This is a genomic window from Candidatus Tenderia electrophaga, from assembly GCA_001447805.1.
In the GTDB taxonomy this organism is placed as follows: domain Bacteria; phylum Pseudomonadota; class Gammaproteobacteria; order Tenderiales; family Tenderiaceae; genus Tenderia; species Tenderia electrophaga.
This window is the reverse complement of record CP013099.1, coordinates 1,259,301-1,281,053: the sequence shown is the minus strand read 5'-3', so window position 1 is coordinate 1,281,053 and position 21,753 is coordinate 1,259,301. Positions and strand designations below refer to the sequence as shown.

General features: G+C 60.3%; 18 protein-coding genes. 11 read left to right on the top strand and 7 right to left on the bottom strand.

Annotation, left to right across the window (positions count from 1 at the left end; translation table 11 throughout):
- Window positions 1-97 precede the first annotated feature (97 nt).
- Window positions 98-1,246, top strand: coding sequence for a hypothetical protein (locus Tel_05970; GenBank protein ID ALP52734.1), 1,149 nt, complete (start codon window positions 98-100; stop codon window positions 1,244-1,246).
- 49 nt (window positions 1,247-1,295) lie between these two features.
- On the opposite strand, the gene Tel_05965 is transcribed toward Tel_05970, so the two are convergent.
- The 5 genes from Tel_05965 to Tel_05945 all read right to left on the bottom strand — a co-directional run bounded on the left by Tel_05965 (window position 1,296) and on the right by Tel_05945 (window position 5,410).
- Window positions 1,296-1,841 (bottom strand): hypothetical protein, encoded by a 546-nt coding sequence (locus tag Tel_05965; protein ALP52733.1) that lies wholly within the window; start codon window positions 1,839-1,841, stop codon window positions 1,296-1,298.
- A gap of 38 nt (window positions 1,842-1,879) precedes the next feature.
- Window positions 1,880-2,359, bottom strand: a complete 480-nt coding sequence (locus Tel_05960; protein ID ALP52732.1) for a hypothetical protein — start codon at window positions 2,357-2,359, stop codon at window positions 1,880-1,882.
- Window positions 2,360-2,375: 16 nt separating this feature from the next.
- Entirely contained in the window at window positions 2,376-3,392 is a 1,017-nt protein-coding gene (locus Tel_05955) for a metallophosphoesterase (GenBank protein ALP52731.1), read from the bottom strand.
- Between the two features lie 299 nt (window positions 3,393-3,691).
- Entirely contained in the window at window positions 3,692-4,744 is a 1,053-nt protein-coding gene (locus Tel_05950) for a cytochrome C peroxidase (protein ID ALP52730.1), read from the bottom strand.
- Between the two features lie 414 nt (window positions 4,745-5,158).
- Window positions 5,159-5,410 (bottom strand): hypothetical protein, encoded by a 252-nt coding sequence (locus Tel_05945; protein ALP52729.1) that lies wholly within the window; start codon window positions 5,408-5,410, stop codon window positions 5,159-5,161.
- A 295-nt stretch (window positions 5,411-5,705) separates the two neighbouring features.
- On the opposite strand from Tel_05945, the gene Tel_05940 reads away from it, so the two are divergent.
- The 4 genes from Tel_05940 (at window position 5,706) to Tel_05925 (ending at window position 10,896) form a co-directional block, all read left to right on the top strand.
- The gene (locus Tel_05940; protein ALP52728.1) at window positions 5,706-6,947 is read left to right on the top strand and encodes a Zn-dependent hydrolase; all 1,242 of its coding nucleotides are present in this window, start codon (window positions 5,706-5,708) and stop codon (window positions 6,945-6,947) included.
- Window positions 6,944-7,675 carry an N-carbamoylsarcosine amidase gene (locus Tel_05935; GenBank protein ALP52727.1) on the top strand — a complete coding sequence of 244 codons (732 nt, stop codon included), beginning with the start codon at window positions 6,944-6,946 and terminating at the stop codon, window positions 7,673-7,675. Before Tel_05940 ends, Tel_05935 begins: the two co-directional genes overlap by 4 nt.
- An 88-nt stretch (window positions 7,676-7,763) precedes the next feature.
- Window positions 7,764-8,849, top strand: a complete 1,086-nt coding sequence (locus tag Tel_05930) for an aspartate carbamoyltransferase (protein ID ALP52726.1) — start codon at window positions 7,764-7,766, stop codon at window positions 8,847-8,849.
- A gap of 34 nt (window positions 8,850-8,883) precedes the next feature.
- Entirely contained in the window at window positions 8,884-10,896 is a 2,013-nt protein-coding gene (locus Tel_05925) for an asparagine synthetase B (GenBank protein ALP52725.1), read from the top strand.
- 178 nt (window positions 10,897-11,074) lie between these two features.
- Here Tel_05925 and Tel_05920 read toward each other — a convergent pair whose 3' ends face one another.
- Window positions 11,075-13,570, bottom strand: coding sequence for a maltodextrin phosphorylase (locus tag Tel_05920; protein ALP52724.1), 2,496 nt, complete (start codon window positions 13,568-13,570; stop codon window positions 11,075-11,077).
- Window positions 13,571-13,829: 259 nt separating this feature from the next.
- Here Tel_05920 and Tel_05915 point away from each other — a divergent pair, with 259 nt between their 5' ends.
- Genes Tel_05915 through Tel_05890 form a run of 6 tightly spaced genes read left to right on the top strand, consistent with a single transcriptional unit; the run spans window position 13,830 to window position 20,684 of the window.
- Entirely contained in the window at window positions 13,830-14,795 is a 966-nt protein-coding gene (locus tag Tel_05915) for an AAA family ATPase (GenBank protein ALP52723.1), read from the top strand.
- Complete coding sequence (locus Tel_05910; protein ALP52722.1) at window positions 14,792-15,727, top strand: hypothetical protein; 936 nt, start codon at window positions 14,792-14,794, stop codon at window positions 15,725-15,727. The genes Tel_05915 and Tel_05910 overlap by 4 nt, the downstream gene beginning before the upstream one ends.
- The gene (locus Tel_05905) at window positions 15,724-16,197 is read left to right on the top strand and encodes a hypothetical protein (protein ID ALP52721.1); all 474 of its coding nucleotides are present in this window, start codon (window positions 15,724-15,726) and stop codon (window positions 16,195-16,197) included. The genes Tel_05910 and Tel_05905 overlap by 4 nt, the downstream gene beginning before the upstream one ends.
- The gene (locus Tel_05900) at window positions 16,194-17,195 is read left to right on the top strand and encodes a BatB protein (GenBank protein ID ALP52720.1); all 1,002 of its coding nucleotides are present in this window, start codon (window positions 16,194-16,196) and stop codon (window positions 17,193-17,195) included. The genes Tel_05905 and Tel_05900 overlap by 4 nt, the downstream gene beginning before the upstream one ends.
- A 7-nt stretch (window positions 17,196-17,202) precedes the next feature.
- Complete coding sequence (locus Tel_05895; protein ALP52719.1) at window positions 17,203-19,008, top strand: hypothetical protein; 1,806 nt, start codon at window positions 17,203-17,205, stop codon at window positions 19,006-19,008.
- Window positions 19,002-20,684 carry a hypothetical protein gene (locus Tel_05890; GenBank protein ID ALP52718.1) on the top strand — a complete coding sequence of 561 codons (1,683 nt, stop codon included), beginning with the start codon at window positions 19,002-19,004 and terminating at the stop codon, window positions 20,682-20,684. Before Tel_05895 ends, Tel_05890 begins: the two co-directional genes overlap by 7 nt.
- Window positions 20,685-20,689: 5 nt before the next feature.
- Here the strand turns inward: Tel_05890 and Tel_05885 are convergent, their stop codons facing one another.
- Complete coding sequence (locus tag Tel_05885; GenBank protein ALP52717.1) at window positions 20,690-21,589, bottom strand: hypothetical protein; 900 nt, start codon at window positions 21,587-21,589, stop codon at window positions 20,690-20,692.
- Window positions 21,590-21,753 lie beyond the last annotated feature (164 nt).

Here is a 21,753-nt window from a genome sequence, read left to right as displayed (position 1 = left end):
ACTTCCACAAGGATTGGCAGACTGACCGCGCTTCAGCGACCGCAGACAATCAACATCGAGCGTAACGGAACACAACGTGCTACTGGGAGGAGAGGGGATGAAATTGAGACTGTTTTATGCCACCAATCGGCGGCATCGGGGCGACAACCGCTGGGCGCCGGACGAATACGGCGCCGAATTTAGCAGCGATGGCATGGAGAATCTGCGCTTCGGCCAAGTCACGCTGGAGGCCGACTCTGCGCTCGTCGAGCGTCATTTAAAGCGCAAAAAGGGCGCCCAAACCGATGTAGGCGACGGCGAGAAACTCGCTGACTATCTGGCCAAGTGCTGTTTGAAATCCTCCACCATCAAGGCCTACCACGAACGCATCAGGTCCGATATCGCCGACGCCCATCAACCCAATGCCAAGTTCGGCTCAAACTCCATGTTCGACGACCTGCGCAAGGTCATGCTCAAGCGATCCGATGTACTGGTCTATATCCACGGCTTCAATGTCGACTGGTATCAGGCTGTGGGAGGGGCCTTGTCCCTGCAGCTGATGCTCAACCGGCAAAAATATCAAGGCGGTAAAGACGTTCTGGTGGTGCTATTCACCTGGCCCTCGGACGGCCAGGCTCTACCCTTTGTTTCATACAAATCCGACCGTTCCGAGGCCAAAGGATCGGGGTATGCCTTCGGTCGCGGTTTACTAAAGCTGCGCGATTTTCTCGCCGAGCTCAAGACCGACGGCGCCCGCAGCGGCAGTCCGCTGTGCGATCAGGATCTACACCTATTGTGTCATTCCATGGGCAATTATGTATTACAAAACACGCTGGTGCGACTGCGCGACTTCGCCAACGGCAAGAATCTTCCGCGCTTGTTTTCCCATATCTTCTTGTGTGCACCGGACGTGGATGATGATGTGCTCGAGGCCGGCAAGGAGATGTGCGACCTGCACGAGATTGCCCGCAGCGTGACGGTTTATCACAACAAGGGTGACATGGCCATGTATGTTTCCGACTACACCAAGGGCCACCCGGACCGGCTCGGCCATGAAGGCGCTGCTCGCCCGGCGCAACTGCACCGCAAGGCGCACCAAGTGGATTGCGCCGTCCTAGTCGGTGGGCTGGTGGAACACAGCTATTACCTTTGGGGTCCGGTCAACAGCGACATACGTTACAGCATCGACGGCATCGGTCATGACGACGACACCGTCAGACGACGCAGACTACACGTCAATTACAACAATGTCTGGGAGCTGCGATAATCCTGAAAGCGGCGCCTAAAGGCCTGTACCGCCGGGCACGGCACCGGTATCAGCGCTGCGACATTCGCGGCGGCTCCCACCACGGCCCGCCACGCACCAAGCGCACGGCGGCGGCATGATGCTTATCCGTTGCCCGCGCCGCGCCCGCGCCGAAATCCAGGGTATAGGCATAGTCCGGCCGCCCCATCTTTTCCATGGCGGTCCAGAAAATCACTGACGGCGCACCGGCGAACACCTCGGTATTCATGCGCGGATTAAAGCATTTGCGTTCGACGATGGAGGCCAGTTCCGGGACCACCGGCATGCGCCAGTCGCTGTGGCCGCCGAGCCGCAGGGCGTTGATGCGCTCTACGTGCGCCATGGCCTGCTGCCAATCGAGGTGTTGCACAGTGCCGATACAGCTTGTGCCATTCCAACGCTGCCCCACGGCGCAGCGCATCCATGACAGCTTAGTGTCCTGATCCGTGACCGTATCGCCGTGGGTGGTGAAACGACTACTGGGTGTCGAGGCCGACCGGTCATCGCGGCAACTCTCCGCCCAGGCCGATGAGCAGCAGGAAACAATGAACAGCAACACGAATATGCGCTTCAGCATGACAACACTCCGTATGGATTCTGGCTCGCCCAGGGCGACTAACGATTGCCGCCGACGGCGGTGGGATATCCCGGCCCACTGATGACGGGAATCCCGCCGTGCTGCTCATCCTTGGCCGGCGCGATAGCGACACCGCGATGCATATAAGTGGCATAAGCCTCCATGGCAATCATGTCGTCGCTGTCCAGCGCCAAGGGTTTGCCGAGCATGGGCACCGCAATGCACCAGTTGATCATCTCGCGCAGGGTTCCCACCTTGCCCAGGTTGGTCTGATATTTGGGCCAGGTATGGGGGTTGGTCGCGCTCGCGTCCGGATGGCAATTACCGCAGGCCAAACCATTGGTACCCAAGTCTTCACTGTGCCAAAGGGCATCGCCGCGCGCGACGAAATCGATCAGCATATTTCTTTGATCTTCCGCTGCCGCGCTGCTAAGCGGCTCCTTGGCCTGAAGCGTCGTCATACTAAGCAACACAAGCAGAATATAAATGGCGTTGGCGTGATGCTGGTGCGTCTTCATCGTCCCGTCCCCCGAATCAGAGTTTGACACCGCGTTTGACGTTGTCCGGCAACAAGTCGGAAAACGCGCGGTAGTTCAAGACGCCGTCAAAATTTTTGGCAAGATCGATGGCGTGGGTACCCAAACCGTCTTCGAAATCGCCTGGATCGACACGGTTCATCTTGATATGAGGATAAGGCAGCTCCACCGGCGGATAAGGCCAGGGCCAGGAGGTGGACAGCAGCCCGGCCGACCTGATATTGCCGATGGAGTTGTAAACCACCTGGTGGATATGCCCGTGAATCGCCATTACCTTTTCGAATTTGCGCAGCAGCAGACGGATCTCCGGCGCGTCGATGGTTTGAAAGTTCCAGCGCGGGTAGTAATCCCACAGCGGCGAATGCGTCATGATAATCACCGGCGTATCCGGACTCAGGTTTTTGATATCCTTTTCCAGCCAATCGAGCTGTTTATCATGCACGCCCCAGAGGCCGCATTGATGGCACTCCAGCTCCGCCATGTAACCCATGCGCTCGGCCGGGGTCAGTTCACGCAGCGTCCAGAAATCATCGACGAGAATAGAGTTCATACCGATGATGTGTGTGCCTTTATGATCGAAGGACCAATACTCATCACCGAACATCTTGCGCCAGGCCTTCCCCATATCCAGGTACCAGTCATGCTCGCCGGGGATGATCTTATAAGGCACCTTCAACTTGTCGAGAATGCGCTTTCCTTTGACAAATTCGGCCTCCTTGCCGAACTGTGCCAGGTCACCTGAATAGAGCACGAAGTCAGGCTGTGGCCTGAGGCCGTTCACATCGGCCACGGCCTTTTCCAGAATGGCGTCGAACTTGTGGTCGGGAATATCGTAAAGGTGTGAATCGGTGATTACGGCAAAGGTAAACGGTGAAATGGTTTTGGTGGTGGCTTGCGCCACTCCGCCCAAGCCCATCAGGCTGGTTGCCGATGGCGCGAACATCCCTGCAAACATTGTCGCTGCACCGGTCTTTAGAGACATGCCGAGAAACTCACGCCGGGTGATTCTTTTCATTTCATTGCCCCCTCCCTGGATCAAGCTGCGGACGACGGCCGCCAAAAGACCACATTGTTATTCGAGACTTTAACCAAGACACCTTCAAAAAGTAGACGGGGGGCCATACACTGTCAAGAACGGCGGCGTATCCGCTGGAACGGTTACTGCCGGGCATGTACACACTGCCAAGTATGAAGTCATTGCGGCCCAACCATCAAGCCACTAAAGACGTCAACCCAAGCGTCGTCCTTACATAAAAAAAATCCAAGGCAAAGTCAGACTTTGCCTTGGACGCATTCACCTTGACCCGGCGGTGGCTAGTGCCCACCCCCCTGCTGGGTTACCGCCAGCTCCGGCTTCGGTGTGCTATCTGTGATAGGCGGCAGAATCGGGTAATCCACATCGGGCTGATCACCCGTCAGGGCATGCAAAAAGGTAACGATCTTGCTCGCTTCACTGTCCGTAAGGTCGACACCCAATTGGGCCGTCCCCATCACTCCCACCGCCTGCCTCAGGCTCCAGACCTTGCCTGAATGGAAATAGGGTGGCGTCAGGGCTACATTGCGCAATGACGGTACTTTGAATACATACTCGTCGCTGGGCGTTTCGGTCACGGCAAAACGCCCCTTATCATCGCGCGGCAGAATGTCGGAGCCCGGCTTTTCCACGACACCGAAGGGCTGATACATACCGCCACCGATATTGATGCCGCTGTGACAAGTAGCGCAGCCCTTATCCATGAACAAGCGCAAACCTTCCTTTTCCGCCTTCGACAAGGCGTTGTCATCGCCCTTGATAAATTTGTCGATGGGCGCATTGGGTGTCAGCAAGGTAACTTCGTAGTCGGCAATGACGCGGGCCATATTTTCGAAGGTGACCGGATCTTTTTGATCCGGGAAGACCTCACCAAAGCGCTTGACGTATTCCGGCATACTCTTGAGCGTCTTGACGACCCTATCCGGCGTGTTGTTCATTTCCACCGCCGCCTGCACCGGGCCTTTGGCTTGTTCCTTCAGATCCGATGCCCGGCCGTCCCAGAACTGGGCAATGTTGTAGACGGAGTTGAGCACCGTCGGTGCGTTGCGCGGGCCGCGCTTCCAGCCGTGGCCAACCGATGTCTCCTGCAAATCCACCCCGGCGGTGCCAAGGTTATGGCAGGTGTTGCAACTGACCAGCCAGCTGCTGGACAGGCGCGGATCGAAATAGAGCATCTTGCCCAGCTCCACCGATTGCGGCGATATGATTTTATCCTTGGGCGGCGTGGTCGGAATGGGTTCGAATACTTGTTTCGCCCTGTCCATAAGGTCTTCAGCGGCCATAGCCGGCGCGGCAGCGAAGACCAGCAGCATTAAAACAGCCATCACTCTCATCTGACTCTCCTTTTTCTTAACAGTGAATAAACGTCTTTTCCGGTTGACGATTGTTATTTTCCCTCGTCCAGGGCATCAGTGATTATCATACCGGGGCAACAAGGTTTCGAGTATGATAATTATCAATACCCACTTTCCGCCTGCCGTCGACCGCGACACGGAGAAGGTGATTCATCTCACCGAAGATTTAATAGACGCCCGCGACGACACGTGTCAATCCCACGCGCGCCACGGCGCGCAGGCAATGAAAAACCGAATAATTTAGCACTTCAATCCGGGCCCAACGAGGTAAGGCTGCTTGATCGCGGCACGTGCGCCAAGCGTCTTTCACCGGGGTGGCGGCCGAGCCGCGCGCACACATGCCACAAACATTGGAAATATCACGTGCCGTTCGCATCAGCATAAGCGACTGTTTCAAAGCCCCTTTGCACCGCTCAACGGGCCTGCACAAGCCGCGCCTGATTTGACATTCAGGGCCAAAACCTTTTGAATGAATAAGAGCTTAGCGAATATCGTCCGACACGGGAGCATGCTTTCGCTTTCGGCCCCGGCCTGGATATGAGACGAAAAAATGCCGGCGCGCATCGACATGTGCATACGACCCAGACACCCGAACGGCGCGGCGACGGCGCCAGCGTGACTGCGTGATGAATGCCCCGCCGCCATTAATCTAATCTCCTGACTCGCACATGATAGTTGGCGTTCATAATTGTACCGTGAACGGAGTTGAGATAAGCCACCCCGTGTCAGATGACGGAAAACTCGATACAGGACAATATGCTCTCTGCCAGCGATCCCGAGACGGGATGGATCAACCCCACAACAAGCCGCCCAGTCGCCGCTTTACAGCCGAAACGAATTTGCATACACGACCATCAAACTGCAAAGCCCCGCCCCTGCCGTGGCGGCGCCGCGTCAGACGCGCCGCTTTATCCCCTTAGCACTATCGGAGCCGTCGATTATGAGTAACCTCAAAGTCAATGCCACACGTCTGCGCGACGATCTCGCCTCACTTGCGGAAATCGGCAAAGCCGAAGACCAAGGTATTTACCGCATGGCCTTCAGCGCCGCCGACATGCAGGCCAGGGACTGGTTGCGTCAACGTATCGAGAGCGCCGGGCTGGAGCACTATATAGACGGTGCGGCCAACGTTCACGCCCGGCTCAATTGGCGCGAAGGCAAGGCCAGCATCATGACAGGCTCCCATATCGACTCGGTGCCCGGCGGCGGACAGCTGGACGGCGCCCTGGGCGTGGTCGCCGGCCTGGAGTGCCTACGTTGTCTCAAGGAACAAGAGATCGATCTTGCCCGGCCGCTGGAAGCGGTGGCCTTTTCCGATGAGGAGGGACGCTTCGGCGGCATCTTCGGCTCCAGCGCCATATGCGGCCGCCTGACACCTGAGAGCATTCATCACGCACGTGATTTGGAGGGCGTCTCCATCAGTGACGCCATGGCGCACTGGGGCATGAACGCCATGGACGCCCTGAACGCCGCGCGGCCGGCGGAGAGCATTCACGCCTTTATCGAGTTGCATATCGAACAGGGGCCGGTGCTGGATCGCCGCCATATCAAGATCGGCGTGGTGGATGCCATCGCCGGCCTGTTCAAATGGAACGTCAGGCTCGCCGGCATGGCCGCCCACGCCGGCTCCACGCCCATGGACATGCGCCAGGACGCGTTTCAGGGCCTGGCGGAATTCTCCGGCGAGATCCCGCGCATCCTGGAGGAACACGGCAGCCCCAGCAGCGTCGCCACCGTCGGCCGGGTCGAGTTGTCGCCGGGCGCGGCCAACGTGGTGCCCGGCATGGTGGAATTCTCCCTCGACGTGCGCGAAACCAATCACGAAAAACTGGAACAGCTGGCCAGCGCCTTTCGCCGTGCCATCTCCGCCATCGCCCGACGCCGCGACCTGATGTTCGAATTCGAAGTACTGAGCGATATCGCCCCGGTGAAATGCGACCCCGGCGTCATGCAGTTGATCAGCGAGGCGGCCCAGGCCGACGGCCTGTCCATGCTGCAAATGCCCAGCGGCGCCGCGCATGACACCCAGATCATGTCACGCATGACGCGCGCCGGTTTGATCTTCGTCCCCAGCAAGGACGGTCGCAGCCATTCACCGGCCGAATGGACCGCCTGGGAGGACATCGAAAACGGAGCTAATATATTACTGAATACCCTCCACAAGCTGGCTAGCGAAAAATGACGATAAAGTACGAAGAATATGTCAATGTCGACCCCTTACGCGAGACCTATCGCGAATCGATCACCGACGCCCCGGCGGTACACAAGTCGCTGGAGCAATACCACACCGCCCTGCTCACCATCGACCTGCAATTCCTCGACGCCGCACCCGGTTACGGCGTGTTCGCCGACGTGCAGAAATCGGGGGTGCCGGTAGAGGCGCAGGAATATTATTTCAATCGGCTGGAAGAGACCGTATTACCCAACGTACGCAAACTGCAGGACGGCTTCAGGCGCAAAGGACTGGAGGTGATTCACACCCGCATCCAGTCATTGACCCAGGACGGTCGCGACCGCGGCCCCGGCCATAAGCGCCTCAACCTGCACGCGCCGCCCGGCTCGAAAGAGGCCGAATTCCTGCCCCAAGTGGCGCCCCAGGGCGACGAGATCATTATCAACAAGACTGCCAGCGGCGTATTCAATGCCACCAATGTGGAGTACATCCTGCGCAATATGGAGATCACCGGCCTGTACATGGTCGGTGTGTATAGCAACGAATGTGTCTCCACCGCCATCCGCGACGCCTGCGATTTGGGCTTTTATGTGACACTGATAGAAGACGGTTGCGCAACCGTGACACCCGAGCTGCAACAGGCCACCATCACCACTATGAAGGACCGCTATGCCCGCGTCATTTCCACGCAAGAGGCGCTGGCGGAACTGGCGGATGTAAAGGCCAGAAGCCAATGAGCAAGACTCGCGAATTACTGACGACGACACGCCCGACGGCGTTGTCATCACTCACCTGTAGATTCATTGCTGGAACAAAAGGAGACGTCTGGTGAAACCGCTTCACCCCCTACTCAGGAACCCGGTCATCCCCGCCAAATGGCGCGACGGCATCGAGCGGCCGCAGCGCCTGCTCGATCAGGTGGAGGAAGATCCGCGATACCTGGTCGACCTGGCCGGCATGCCCATCGTCTCGGCGCGCCAATTCACGCGTGACAGGATCGCCCAGGTGTGTCGCCTGGCGGCCCTATACGAGACCTCGCCCAACCTGTTCCCACCGCTGAAGGGCAAGATCCTGATCAATGCCTTTTACGAACCCAGCACGCGCACGCGGCTATCCTTCGAAAGCGCCTGGCATCGCCTCGGCGGCGACGTAATGAGCATCACGGACCCCGCCACCACCGGCATCGCCAAGGGTGAATCGCTCGGCGACGTGGCCGAGATGTTCAATCACTACGGTGATGTGGTGGTGCTGCGCGACCGCAACGAAGACGCCGTCTATGAGATGTTGGACGGACTGCGCATCCCCATCATCAATGCCGGTAACGGCGTCGATGAGCACCCCACCCAGGCGCTGACCGACATGTTCGCCATCTTCAAATGGCGCCCTCAATTGCTGGCCGAGCACGTGGCCGACGGCGACAAGGCGCGCATCGGCATCATCGGCGTGCCCAACAAGATGCGCACGGTGCGCTCCCTATTGATCATGCTGTCGCTCTATGCCCACGCCTTCGAAGAGGTGGTGGTGATCTGCGAGGATGACCATCCGTACGATCAAGGGCAATTGGAAGAACTGCAGCAAGAGGGACTCAACATCCGTGTCAGCCAATCCCTGAACAAAGAACTGCCGCAGCTGGACGTGGTCTACATCAACTCCATTGCCTGGGTGGGCGATACTTTCGAACGAATGGGTGAAGACCTGAAGCTCAACGCCAAGTCACCGCTCAAGCCCGGCTCCATCATCATGCACCCGCTGGCGCGCGGCAAGGAGCTGTCGACCGACCTGGACAACACCGAGCACAACTGGTACTTCGCCCAGGCCCGCGGCGCCGTTTACATCCGCATGGCCCTGCTCACCAGCGTGGTGCAGCGCGTCCAGCATGTCATCGACACACCCGACGAACTATTATCTTAATCAATCACCAAGACTCCAGAGGAACTACAATATTATGTGCGGAATTGCAGGCTACCTACATGCAGACCCGGCCCGGCCGGTAGACCCACAGACCCTGGTCAACATGGCCGCCATCCAACACCATCGCGGACCGGACGGCTTCGGCTACAAGACCATGAACGACCGCGGCATCGGTTTCAGCCACGCCCGGCTCTCCATCATCGACCTGAACGAGGACCGCGGCCGCCAGCCGTTCTTCTCCAACGACGGCAATCTGATGCTGACCCAGAACGGCGAACTCTACGATTACAAACGCATCCGTGCCGATCTCACCTCGCGCGGCGCGCGCTTCAAAACCAAGAGCGACTCGGAGCTGGTCCTGCACCTCTACGAGCGCTTCGGCCTCGAGGAAATGCTCAAGACCTGCCGCGGCGAATACGCCTTCGCCCTCTATGACCGCGAACACGACCGCCTGATGCTGGTGCGCGACCGCTTCGGCGTCAAGCCGCTCTACTGGACCGAGCACAATGGGACGCTGGTGTTTGGCTCGGAACTGAAGGTGTTATTCGCCCATCCCGAGGTGCCGCGCCAGTTCAGTGCCCAAGGCGTCTATCACCAGTTGATGCAAACCATCGTGCCCGGCACTACCGCCTTCGAAGGCGTGCATCAGGTCAAGCCCGGTCACGTGGTGATCATCGAGCGCAACAACGGCAAGTTCGAGATCAAGGATGAGCGCTATTGGGACATGGACTTCCCGCTCATGGGCGAGCGCGACGAGTCGCAGCCGGAGGAATTCTATATCGAGGCCATTCGCGAAAAGCTGCTCGAGGCGGTGCAATTGCGCCTGGAGGCCGACGTGCCGGTGGCCTGCTACCTCTCCGGCGGCATCGACTCCTGCGCCACCCTGGGCCTGGCCGCCGCCAGTCAGCAGTCACCGGTGAAGGCCTTTACCATCGGCTTCGACGACGCCGACTACGACGAAAGCGTCATCGCCACCGAGATGGCCGAATCGGTGGGCGCCGATCAGGACATCATGCGCCTCAAGGCCGACCACCTCTACGACAACTTCGTCGAGACCCTGTGGCACACCGAACGCACCATCTACAACACCCTGGGCGTGGCCAAGTTGTTGATGAGTCGCCACGTCAACCAGGCGGGCTACAAGGTGGTGGTGACCGGTGAGGGCTCGGACGAATTGTTCGCCGGCTATCCCGCCTTCCGCCGCGACATGTTCCTGCACGGCCTGGACACCCTGCCGCCGGAGGAGCGCAAGGAGTGGCAGGCACTGCTGGATGAGAGCAACAAGCTGTTCCAGGGTGCTATGCTGGCGGAAAACGAACTTCATGATCCGGCCCTGGATGCGTTGGTCGGCTTCACGCCCAGCTGCCTGCAGCCGTGGCTGGCCGCGGCCGAGCACGTGCCCGGCCTGCTGCACCCCGAATTGCGCAAGCAAACCGAAGGCTACCAGCCGGGCAAGGCCATCGCCGAGGCCCTGGACGGCGACATGCTCAAGGATCGCCACCCGCTGGACAAGGCCCAGTACGTCTGGATCAAGACCATGCTCGAAGGCCAGATCCTCACCTGGGGCGGCGACCGCGTCGACATGGCCAACTCCATGGAGGCACGCCCGCCCTTCCTCGATCACCACCTGGCTGAAGCGGCCACCAAGCTGCCGCCGACCATGCGCATCAAGGGCCGCACCGAGAAATACGTGCTGCGTGAGGCGATGAAGGGCATCCTGCCCAAAACCTTGTATGAGCGTGAAAAATTCGCCTTTATGGCGCCGCCGGCCCACACCGATCCCAAAAAATGGGACGCGATGAAGGCACTGGCCGATGAATATCTGTCGGACCAGGCCATCGACGCCGCCGGCGTGTTGGACAAGGACGGCGTGAAAGCGGTGTTTGATCTGCACGAAGCGCAAGACACCAGCGCCTCCACCAAGATCCAACTCGACGCCGTCATCAATCATATGATCGGCATCCAGGTGTTGCACAGCCACTTCGTCGCCACCGACGTACCCGAGATGGCGCGTACGCGTGCCGAGGAACTGGGCTGGGCGGCCTGATCGATATCAGTCCGGCCAATGAACACACATTAAATACACGTCCCAGCCTCCCCCTTTCTTAAAGGGGGACTGAGGGGGATTTAAAGATTTGAAACGCTTAGCTTTAAATCTCCCCCAGCCCCTCTTTAATTGAAGAGGGGAGCCTTAATTTGCGTTCATTTACGGACTCAATAATCAATCACGGCGACACCGACGCCAACTTCCAAATCCCCTCGTTGTATTCGCGCATGGTGCGGTCGGTGGAGAATTTGCCGCTGCTGGCGGCATTAAGAATGCTCATACGCGTCCAACGCTCCTCATCCCGATAGGCCTCGGCAACGCGCCGCTGAGTATCGACGAAACTGCGGAAGTCGGCCGCCACCAGCCAGGGATCAAGCGGATTACGAATGGACTGGATGATGTCATCGAACAGACCCGGCTCGAACTGATTGAAGTGGCCGCATTCCAGTAATTTCATCACCCGCAGCAGGTCCGCGTCGTCGCGGATGATGGCGCCGGGATCGTAATAGCCACGCGTCTCGACCACCTCCTGCGCGCTCATACCGAAGAGGAAGAAGTGATCGTCACCCACCTCTTCGCGAATCTCGATATTGGCCCCGTCCAGGGTGCCGATGGTGATGGCGCCGTTCATCATGAATTTCATATTACCGGTGCCCGAGGCCTCTTTACCGGCCGTGGAAATCTGCTCCGACAGGTCGGTGCCCGGGGCGATGATCTCCATGGCCGTGACCCGGTAGTTGGGCAAAAACACCAGCTTGAGCAGGTCCCCCACCGTCGGGTCATTGTTGATCATAAAGGCGACATTATTGACCAGCTTAATGATGCGTTTGGCCATGGCATAACCGGGGGCGGCCTTGCCGCCGATGAGCACGCAGCGCGGCGTCCAGTTATCGGTATCGCCGCGCTTGATGCGGTCGTAGAGATGGATTACATGCAGCACATTCAATAACTGGCGTTTGTATTCGTGCATGCGCTTGACCTGCACATCGAACATGGCATCGGTGCTGAAATCCACGCCGCAATCCTTTTTCACCAGATCCGCCAGGCGCTGCTTATTAGCCTGTTTTACCTCGCGCCATTGTTTGCGGAAGGCGGCATCTTCGGCATAGGGTTTGAGTTTCTCCAGGTGTTCCAGCCGTGTAACCCATTCATCGCCGATAGTATCGCTGATTAATTGGCTCTGGTCCGGATTACACCAGGCCAGCCAACGGCGCTGGGTGACGCCGTTGGTCTTGTTGTTGAATTTGTCCGGCCAGAATTCGTAGAAGTCATGGAACAGGCCTTCCTGCAACAACTGGGAATGCAGCGCCGCCACACCGTTGACGGAATAACTGCCGACAATGGCCAGATAGGCCATGCGCACTTGGGGATCGTCGCCCTCTTCGATAATGGACATGCGCGTCAGGCGCTGCGTATCGCCGGGCCAACGCCGCGCCACTTGGCCGAGAAAGCGCGCGTTGATTTCGTAAATGATCTCCAAGTGGCGCGGCAACAATTGTTGAAACACGCGCACCGGCCATTTTTCCAATGCCTCGGGCAGCAGGGTGTGGTTGGTATAGGCCATGGTGCTGCTGGTAATGCGCCAGGCCTCTTCCCAGGCCAGGCAGTGATTGTCCATCAACTGGCGCATCAGTTCGGCGATGGCGATGGTGGGATGGGTATCGTTGAGCTGAAAGCAATTCTTCTCGGCGAACTGCTCGAATTCGGCGCCGTGGTCGCGAATCCAACGACGAAAGGTGTCGCGCAAACTGGCGGAGGCGAGAAAATACTGTTGTTTCAGGCGCAGCTCCTTACCGCTCTCGCTGGCGTCGTTGGGATACAGCACCATGGTGATTTGCTCGGCGTCGTTCTTACTCGCCACCGAACCGGTATAGTCGCCGGCGTTAAACTCGTCGAGGCTGAACTCGTCGGTGGCCGCCGCGCTCCACAGCCGCAGGGTGTTGACCGTACCGTTGCGATAGCCGGGCACCGGCACATCATAGGGTACGGCCAGCACATCCTGGGTATCGACCCAACGCATGCGGTTGATGCCGTGAGCGTCACGATAGGATTCCGTGCGGCCGCCGAAGTGCACCCGCTGGGTGAACTCGGGTCGCTCCAGCTCCCAGGGATTGCCATTGCGCAGCCAGTGGTCCGGCTCCTCGGCCTGATAACCGTTGAGGATCTCCTGACGGAACATGCCGTACTCGTAACGAATGCCGTAGCCGATCACCGGCAGTTGCAGGGTGGCGCAGCTGTCGAGAAAACAGGCCGCCAGACGTCCCAAACCGCCGTTGCCCAACCCGGCGTCGTGCTCCGCCTCGGCGATTTCCTCCAGCTCGATACCGTAACGCTCCAGTGCCGCCGAGGCCTCATCGGTGACACCGAGGTTGAGCATGGCATTGCCCAGGGCGCGCCCCATCAGGAATTCCAGCGACAGGTAATGCACCCGGCGGGTATCGGTCTCCTGGTAGGCGTAGCGGGTGTTCTTCCAGCGCTCCATCAAGCGGTCGCGCAGCACCAGCGCCAGGGCGGTGTAAGGATAATGGGTAGAGCGGCAAAAACGGTCGCGCCCCAAAGTGGTGCTGAAATGGCGGCGAAAATCCTCCGCCAGGTCCTCGGTGCTCATTCCCAGCTCGGCGACCTCGGTCAACTCCGGCAGGGGGTCGCTGTTTTTTAGGCGTTCGAAGATCATGATAAAGACTCTGTTGTTGTTCGATTAACGAATATGGCGTGCAAGTTCAGGGCCACCCGGTTTCCAACTCGACAGGGGGGCGGCAGCGATGAATTGTTTGTTATTTGAATAATTATACGCTAATCCGGTTAGCGGGACCCGCTATGGATGAACTCCCGTGCTTCAGTCGAGTCATATCTTCACTCTGCAATGAGGTGTTTTCGCCGCATCGCGACGCTTGCTAAGATTCCCCGGTTCATGCAGTTAATCGACGTCAAGGATGCCCATGCCGTATCAAAACGAAATCCAACAACTCAAACAACAGATCAGCCGCCAGATCATCGGCCAAGAGGCCCTGGTGGAGCGCCTCTTGGTGGCCCTGCTGTGCGACGGCCACCTGCTGGTGGAAGGCGCGCCGGGGCTGGCCAAGACCCGCGCCATCAAGACCCTGAGCGAGGCCATCGAGGGCGATTTCCAACGCATCCAGTTCACCCCCGACCTGCTGCCCGCCGACCTCACCGGCACCGAGGTGTTCCGGCCCCAGGAGGCCCGCTTCGAATTTCAGCCCGGCCCGCTGTTTCACAACATGGTGCTGGCCGACGAGATCAATCGCGCCCCGGCCAAGGTGCAGTCCGCCCTGCTGGAGGCCATGGCCGAACGCCAGATCACCGTCGGCGCTGTGACCCACAAACTCCCCGAGCTGTTCCTGGTGATGGCGACCCAAAACCCCATCGAGCAGGAAGGGACCTACCCGCTGCCCGAGGCGCAGCTGGATCGCTTTCTCCTGCATGTGACCGTCGACTATCCCGACGCCGCCGCCGAGCGCGACATCCTGCACCTGGTACGCGGCGAGGCGCAACACGCGCACCACGCCCCCGCCACCATGATCACCCAGCAGGCCCTGTTCGGCGCGCGCCAGGAGGTGCTGCAGATCCACATGGCCGACCCCTTGGAGGAGTACCTGCTGCAACTGGTATTGGCGACGCGCAAACCGGAAGGCTACGGCAGCGAGCTGAGTCAATGGATCGAATTCGGCGCCAGTCCGCGCGCCACCATCGCCCTGGACCGCTGCGCCCGCGCCCTTGCCTGGCTGCAGGGACGCGACTATGTGGCGCCGGAAGATATCCAGGCGCTGGCCCACGATGTGCTGCGCCATCGCATCATCCTCAGTTACGAGGCCGAGGCCGACGGCGTCACCAGCGACACATTCATCGACGCCTTGATCCGCACCGTTGCCGTACCATGACGTTGTTCCACGCGCCTGAACCCACTGACGCCGGCGACAACCTGGTGCGGGTGTCCAGCGAGGCCCTGATCGCCCTGCGCGGCGCCGGCGAGAAGCTGTCACTCAAGACCCTGCGTATCAAGGCACAACAAAGCGGCGGCTATCTATCCCGCTTCAAGGGCCGCGGCATGGAGTTCGACGAGGCACGCCTCTACCAGCCCGGCGACGACGTGCGCAATGTGGACTGGCGCGTCACCGCGCGCAGCGGCACCCTGCATACCAAACTGTTTCGCGAAGAGCGCGAACGCGCCGTACTGGCCTGGGTCGATATGCGCCCCACCATGTTCTTCGCCACCCGCGGCGCCTTCAAATCGGTGATCGCCGCCCGCGCCGCCGCCCTCATCGCCTGGAGTGCCAACCGGCAGGGCGACCGCCTCGGCGGCTTGGTGTTCACAGCCGATGTGCATCACGAACTGCGTCCCAAGCGCGGCAAGTCGGCTGTGTTGAATCTGCTGCGCCAACTGAGTCAGACGTCCCGGTGGCAAAGCCGATACAACGAAACTGAACCCGACGCCGACAAGGCCCTGGCGCGGCTGCGCCGCGTCGCCAAACCCGGCAGCCTGATCTTTCTATTGAGCGATTTCCGCAAGCTGGGCGCCCAGGCCGAATCCCACCTGGCGCAGCTGGCGCGCCACAACGATGTGGTGTTGTTTCATATCTATGACCCCTTGGAGGCCGAACTGCCGCGGCACGGCATCTATCGTGTCGCCTGGGGCGAACGCAGCAGCCGCTTCAGCGGCGACGACAAAACGACTCAGCGCCAACACCGCGAGCACTTCCGTGAGCATAGCGCTATGCTCAAACAACTTTGCCGTTTTCCCGGCATCCATTATCTCAGCTGCGCCACCGATGCCGATCTCGTGGCCACGCTGCAATACGGCGGGCGGCCATGAACGGCGAGTTACCGCTGCGCGACATCCACCTGCCCGCGGGCGTACCCTGGTGGCCGCCGGCAGCGGGCTGGTGGCTGCTGCTGGTATTATTGATCGTGATCGGCATGATCCTCTGGGCCGTGCGCCACGCCCGGCAACGCCAACGCCTGCGCAGACAGGCCCTAGACGAACTGCAACGCATCGAACAGGCCTTTGCCGAGCATGCGAACACTCAGCAACTGGCGGGGGCGTGCTCGGTGCTACTGCGCCGTGTCGCCATCAGCCGCTATCCGCGCCAAGAGGTGGCGGGGCTCACCGGCCGGGCCTGGCTGGACTTTCTCAACCGCCACGGCAAGACGCGTCCGTTCGACGACGCGGCCGCCGCCACCCTACTGCACGCGCCTTATGAAAAAGACATCACCGGCAACCCGCAGGCCTTGTTGAACGCCTGCCGCCGTTGGCTGCAGCAACTGCCCGGGGGCTCGGCATGATCCAGTTCGAATGGCTCTGGGCCTTTGCACTCGTGCCTTTACCCTTGTTGCTGCGCCTGCTGTTGCCGGCGGCCCAATCACGTCAGGACGCCGCCCTGCGCGTGCCCTTCATTGAAGACTTTCAGGTCATCGGCGAACGCTCCGTGCATTTCAAGCAACGGCGCTGGCCGCTGTTGCTGGCGAGCCTGGCCTGGCTATTTCTGGTGACGGCGGCGGCGCGGCCGCAATGGCTCGGCGAGCCCATCGAACTGCCCACCACGGGCCGCGATCTGATGCTGGCGGTGGACCTGTCCGGCAGTATGGACACCCTCGACTTCCAGCTCAGCGGCCGGGTGGTCAACCGCCTGGAGGCGACCCAGGCCATCGCCGGTGAATTCATCCAGCGCCGCGTCGGCGACCGGGTGGGCCTGATCCTGTTCGGCGCACAGGCTTATCTACAGACACCCCTTACCTTCGATCGCCAAACGGTGCGCACCCTGCTCTACGAGGCCGTCATCGGCCTGGCGGGTCAGGCCACCGCCATCGGCGACGCCATCGGCCTGATGGTGAAACGCTTGGGGGATGAACACGCCACGGACCAGGTGATGATCCTGCTCACCGACGGCGCCAACACCGCCGGCGAGGTGTCACCGCTCAAGGCCGCCGAACTCGCGGCGGACAAAGGCCTGAAGATCTACACCATCGGCATCGGCGCCGATGAGATGGTGGTGCAATCCCTGTTCGGCCGGCAGCGCGTCAATCCCTCGGCCGACCTGGATGAAGGACTGTTGACCGCCATCGCCGACAAGACCGGCGGCCGTTATTTTCGCGCCCGCGATACCGAGGAGTTGCAACAGGTTTATGGCCTGATCGATCAACTGGAGCCCAGCGAGCAAGAGGCGCAGGTGTTCCGTCCTCTGCAGGCCCTGTATGTCTACCCCCTCGGCGCGGCCATGGCATTGGCCACCGCGCTGATCCTGGCCCTGAGCCTGCCGGAGGTGAGGCGGCGGCATGGCTAGTTGTCATTTGCTGCGCCCGGAATGGCTCTGGCTGCTGCTGCCGCTGGCCCTGCTGTTGTGGCTGCTGGGTCGACGCCGCGGCAACGCCGGCCGTTGGCAAGCGGTCTGCGAGCCCCGTCTGCTGCCCTACATCCTACAGAGCGGCGCGGCCCGGGCGGCGCGCTGGCCGTTGCCGGTCACCGCCCTGGCCGGACTCCTGGCCATCCTGGCGCTGGCCGGTCCGGCCTGTGAACAGCGCGAGCAACCGGTGTTTCGTGATCCCTCAGCGCTGGTGATCGCCTTGGACCTGTCGCGCTCCATGGACGCCACCGATATCAAACCCAGCCGGCTGGCGCGCGCCCGCTTGAAGTTGATCGATATCCTCAAACAACGTCGCGAGGGTCAGGCCGCGCTCATCGTCTATGCCGCCGAGGCCTTCACCGTGTCACCGCTGACCGATGATGCCAACACCATTATCTCCCTGGTCAACGCCCTGGACAGCAATATGATGCCGCTGCAGGGCAGCGACACCTCGGCCGCCGTGGCCAGGGCGACGCAGCTGTTGCAACAGGCCGGTGTACCCGAGGGCGATATTTTGCTGATTAGCGACGGCATCGATCGCCAGGACCTGGAACACACTCTGGCTGAATTAAAGGGGCATCAGCACCGCCTCTCCGTGCTGGCGGTGGGCACGGCGGAAGGGGCCCCCATCGCCCTGCGTGACGGCGGCTTTCTCAAGGACAGCCAGGGCGCCATCGTCGTCCCCAAACTGGACACGGCCGCGCTGCAACAACTGGCGCGCCAGGGTGGCGGCCGTTATCACCGCATCACGGCCGGTGATGGGGATATCAATCACCTGCTCGAAGGCGTCGACAGCTTGCGCAAATCCGAAGCACAGCTTAGCCGCCTGAAGAGTGATCAATGGCGTGAGGCCGGGCCGTGGTTGTTGTTGCCCGTGCTGCTGCTGGCGGCCTTGGCCTTCCGCCGCGGTCACTTGGCGCTGCTGGCGGTGGTGGCGCTGTTGCCCCTGCCACAAAACGCCGAGGCCGTCGAACTGGCCGATCTGTGGCGCAATGATAATCAACAAGCCCTGCATCAACTCAAACAAGGCAATGCGGAAGCGGCGGCCCGATTGTTCAATGCCCCCCACTGGCGCGCGGCGGCCCGTTACCGGGCCGGACAGTATGAAGCGGCGGTAGAGACACTGGAGGGCATCAATACCGCCGACGCCCTCTACAATAAAGGCAACGCCCTGGCCCGGCTGGGCGACTATCCAGCAGCCATTGAGGCCTATGAACAGGCTTTGAAGCTGGACCCGGATGACGAGGACGCACGCCACAACCGCGATCTGGTAAAGGCACAACTGCAACAACAAAAGCAGTCGCAATCGGATCAAACAAAAGGTGATCAACCGCAGCAGGACGGTCAGGGGAAACAACAATCAGACCGGCCGGGACAACAGGGCGAGCAACAGTCCGCCGAACAACAGCCCGCTCAGCGCGGCGATCAGCAACAGGCCGACTCGGCCGGCCCAACACAGGATCCGACGGCGCAACAGCAACAGGCGCAACAACAGGCACAACAGGAGGCCGATGAGATCGAAGGTGAACAGCAACAACTCGGGCGGCAGCAGGACGGTGAACAAGCGGAAGGCGAAGAACAACGTCCCCTGCCGTCGCGGGAATACAGCGAAACCGCGGAAACCGACATCGCCACCGAACAGTGGCTGCGCCGCATCCCCGACGACCCGGGCGGTCTGCTGCGGCGCAAGTTCCAGTATCAATATCAACAACAGGCGCGCCAGCGGCGCAACAATGAACGGGAGCCATGGTGAAACGCGTATTTCTTTTTTTATGTCTGAGCCTGATGACCGTCACCGCCATGGCCGCCAACATCACCGCCCGGGTGGATCGCGACCCGGTGCGGCTTAACGAATCCTTCAAGATCATCTTCGAGGCGGATGACAATATCAACGCAGACCCGGACTTTGCGCCGCTGGAACAGGACTTCGACATCCTGAGTCGCAGCCGCAGCAGCAACATGCAAATCCTCAACAGCGAAATCACCCAACAAACCCGCTGGACCCTGTTCGTCATGGCCAAGCGCAGCGGCGAGTTGAACATCCCTTCGATCGAGATCGGTTCGGATCACAGCCCACAGATCAGCATCACGGTCAACGCGGCCGGTGATAGCGGCGCCGCCGCCGAGAACATGGACATGTTCCTGGAAGTGGAGGCGCAACCCACCAGCGCCTATGTGCAATCGCAGATCCTCTACACCATCCGCTTCTATCGCGCCGTCAACCTCAACAGCGCCACCATGCCGGAACCGACATTCAGTGGCGGCGAGGTACGGGTGCAGCAGCTGGGCGAGGATTCCAGCTTCGAGACGCGCCGCAACGGCCGACGCTATGTAGTGATCGAGCGCAATTACGCGCTGTTTCCGCAGCAAAGCGGCGCCATCACCATCAACCCCATCACGCTCGACGCGCAAGTGGTCAACAGCCGCGCCGGTGTCTTCGACCCCTTCGGCCAGAACACCAGCACGCGGCGGCTCAACTCAAAGCGCGTGAAGCTGGATATCAAACCCATCCCGACGGCCATGCAGAATCAGCCCTGGCTGCCGGCCGAGGATTTGCGCCTCAGCGAGAGCTGGTCGCAGCAATCCCCGGAGTTTGTCGTCGGCGAACCGATCACCCGCACTCTCACACTCAAGGCCGACGGCTTGAGCGCGGCCCAATTGCCGGCCTTGCCCATGCCGCAAGGCGACGGTTTCAAGACCTATCCCGATCAACCGCGTCTCAACGATAAACGCGGCAGTCAAGGCATCAACGGTACGCGACAAGAGAAGATCGCCATCATTCCCACACGCCCCGGCGAACTCACCCTGCCCGCCATCGAGATCCCCTGGTGGAACGTTAATCGCCAACAGCGCGAAGTGGCCAAACTGCCGGCGCGCACCGTCCAGGTCCAGCCCGGCGTGGGCGGCGCTCAAGCAACGTCCTCGATCACCCAGCCCGACACCAACACGGTTACGGCCGAGACCCGCGCCGCGCCGGCGGGGACCACGGACCAAGCCACGCCGGGCATATATCTGTGGCTGAGTCTCTTTTTCGCAGCGGCATGGTTGACCACCTCACTGGCCTGGGTTGTCAGCCGACGCCGGACAGCGCTGCTACGGGGACGGCCGACCACACCCGGCGCAAAGCTTTGCTTAGGCGCGGTCAAGAAGGCCTGTGAACGCAATGACCCGCACGGGACGAAACGGGCATTGCTGGAATGGGGCGCGGCTTTTTGGCCCGCGGCCCCTCCCGCCAGCCTGGGCGACATCGGTCGGCGTCTTGATGAAGACGTACAAGGGGAAATAGAATCGCTCAATCAAACGCTCTACGGCTCGCGACAAACCGGATGGCGGGGTGATGAATTGTGGCAAAGCCTAAAAAAGGCGAGCGCTAATCATGCAAAGCGGGACAGGTCGGACAATCAGGTTTTACTGCCGCTTTACCCCTAAGCGATTCAGGCGGCCATGTCCTCGGACAGCTGTCCGATCTCGGCAGTGGCCTGGTTCATCATGCGCACCGCTGCTTCGACGCTTTCCTCGTCCAAGCCCAGGTATTGCCGAACCATGACATAGCGGCGTTCTTCAACCGCCAGACCGGGCTGACGCATCTGCCGTTGCAGATAGTTCGATAAGTACACCAGCTTGCAATACGCGCTGTGTTTGCCGCCGTATTCGGGGAAGTGATGCTCGCCGATGGCCACCAACAGTTCTTCCGGCATGTTCCAGGTACGCATTAAATGCAGCCCGATCATATCATGGCTGATCCCCAGGCTGAGCAGCTCCAGCTCGCGCGGCTCCTGATCGTAATAGCGTTCCACCAGGACGTTGAGCATGGCGAATTCACGTGGATATAAATAGCCGATCAGCATCGAGCCGATATCGTGCAGCAAACCGCTCAGGTAGGCCATATCGGCGTTGGGTTGCTGTTGCTTGGGCATGGCCTGCGCCAAGGTCTGGCAGAGAATGGCGCTGGTAAATGAATGACGCCAGAACTCGCGCCGACCCAGCGGCCCGTCGGCCTGCATGGTCAGACTATTGCCCACCGCCAGGCCGAGCGTCAAATACAGGGCCTTTTCATAGCCCAGCACCAGGGTGACGGCGTTCTCCACGGTCTGAATCCGCTCACCGTAGCCGAAGATCGACAGTCGGCCGTAGCGCAGCACCTGGGCGCTGACACCGGGATCCCGCGAGATGATGCTGACCAGGTCCTTGACGTCGGCCTGCGGGTGATTACGCAAGGCCAACAACTCCATGGCCGCCTCTGGCAAGGCCGGCAGTTCTTCGACATGTGCCAGACGCCGACGAAATTCATCGGCGAATTGCTGCCTCTGTGCCTGGCTCAACATGGTTTGCATGGTTGTTCAAATCCTGTTTGCGACGTGTCTAGCAAGCGACCGACTCAACGCCCTTTCCCAATAAAAAAACGGGTTAAAAACAGCGTCTTGGCCGTTTGGTATATCGTCGGGTCCGGAGCGAAACTTTAATACTTGGCCTGGCAGCGACGGACATGCGGCTGTCT

Bases quoted from the DNA above. Each gene is read 5' to 3' on its own strand.
- Tel_05955 (ALP52731.1), bottom strand. From the start codon at position 3,392: ATGAAAAGAATCACCCGGCGTGAGTTTCTCGGCATGTCTCTAAAGACC.
- Tel_05960 (ALP52732.1), bottom strand. From the start codon at position 2,359: ATGAAGACGCACCAGCATCACGCCAACGCCATTTATATTCTGCTTGTG.
- Tel_05940 (ALP52728.1), top strand. From the start codon at position 5,706: ATGAGTAACCTCAAAGTCAATGCCACACGTCTGCGCGACGATCTCGCC.
- Tel_05885 (ALP52717.1), bottom strand. From the start codon at position 21,589: ATGCAAACCATGTTGAGCCAGGCACAGAGGCAGCAATTCGCCGATGAA.
- Tel_05965 (ALP52733.1), bottom strand. From the start codon at position 1,841: ATGCTGAAGCGCATATTCGTGTTGCTGTTCATTGTTTCCTGCTGCTCA.
- Tel_05905 (ALP52721.1), top strand. From the start codon at position 15,724: ATGAACGGCGAGTTACCGCTGCGCGACATCCACCTGCCCGCGGGCGTA.
- Tel_05945 (ALP52729.1), bottom strand. From the start codon at position 5,410: ATGGCGGCGGGGCATTCATCACGCAGTCACGCTGGCGCCGTCGCCGCG.
- Tel_05910 (ALP52722.1), top strand. From the start codon at position 14,792: ATGACGTTGTTCCACGCGCCTGAACCCACTGACGCCGGCGACAACCTG.
- Tel_05970 (ALP52734.1), top strand. From the start codon at position 98: ATGAAATTGAGACTGTTTTATGCCACCAATCGGCGGCATCGGGGCGAC.
- Tel_05900 (ALP52720.1), top strand. From the start codon at position 16,194: ATGATCCAGTTCGAATGGCTCTGGGCCTTTGCACTCGTGCCTTTACCC.
- Tel_05950 (ALP52730.1), bottom strand. From the start codon at position 4,744: ATGAGAGTGATGGCTGTTTTAATGCTGCTGGTCTTCGCTGCCGCGCCG.
- Tel_05915 (ALP52723.1), top strand. From the start codon at position 13,830: ATGCCCATGCCGTATCAAAACGAAATCCAACAACTCAAACAACAGATC.
- Tel_05935 (ALP52727.1), top strand. From the start codon at position 6,944: ATGACGATAAAGTACGAAGAATATGTCAATGTCGACCCCTTACGCGAG.
- Tel_05920 (ALP52724.1), bottom strand. From the start codon at position 13,570: ATGATCTTCGAACGCCTAAAAAACAGCGACCCCCTGCCGGAGTTGACC.
- Tel_05890 (ALP52718.1), top strand. From the start codon at position 19,002: ATGGTGAAACGCGTATTTCTTTTTTTATGTCTGAGCCTGATGACCGTC.
- Tel_05925 (ALP52725.1), top strand. From the start codon at position 8,884: ATGTGCGGAATTGCAGGCTACCTACATGCAGACCCGGCCCGGCCGGTA.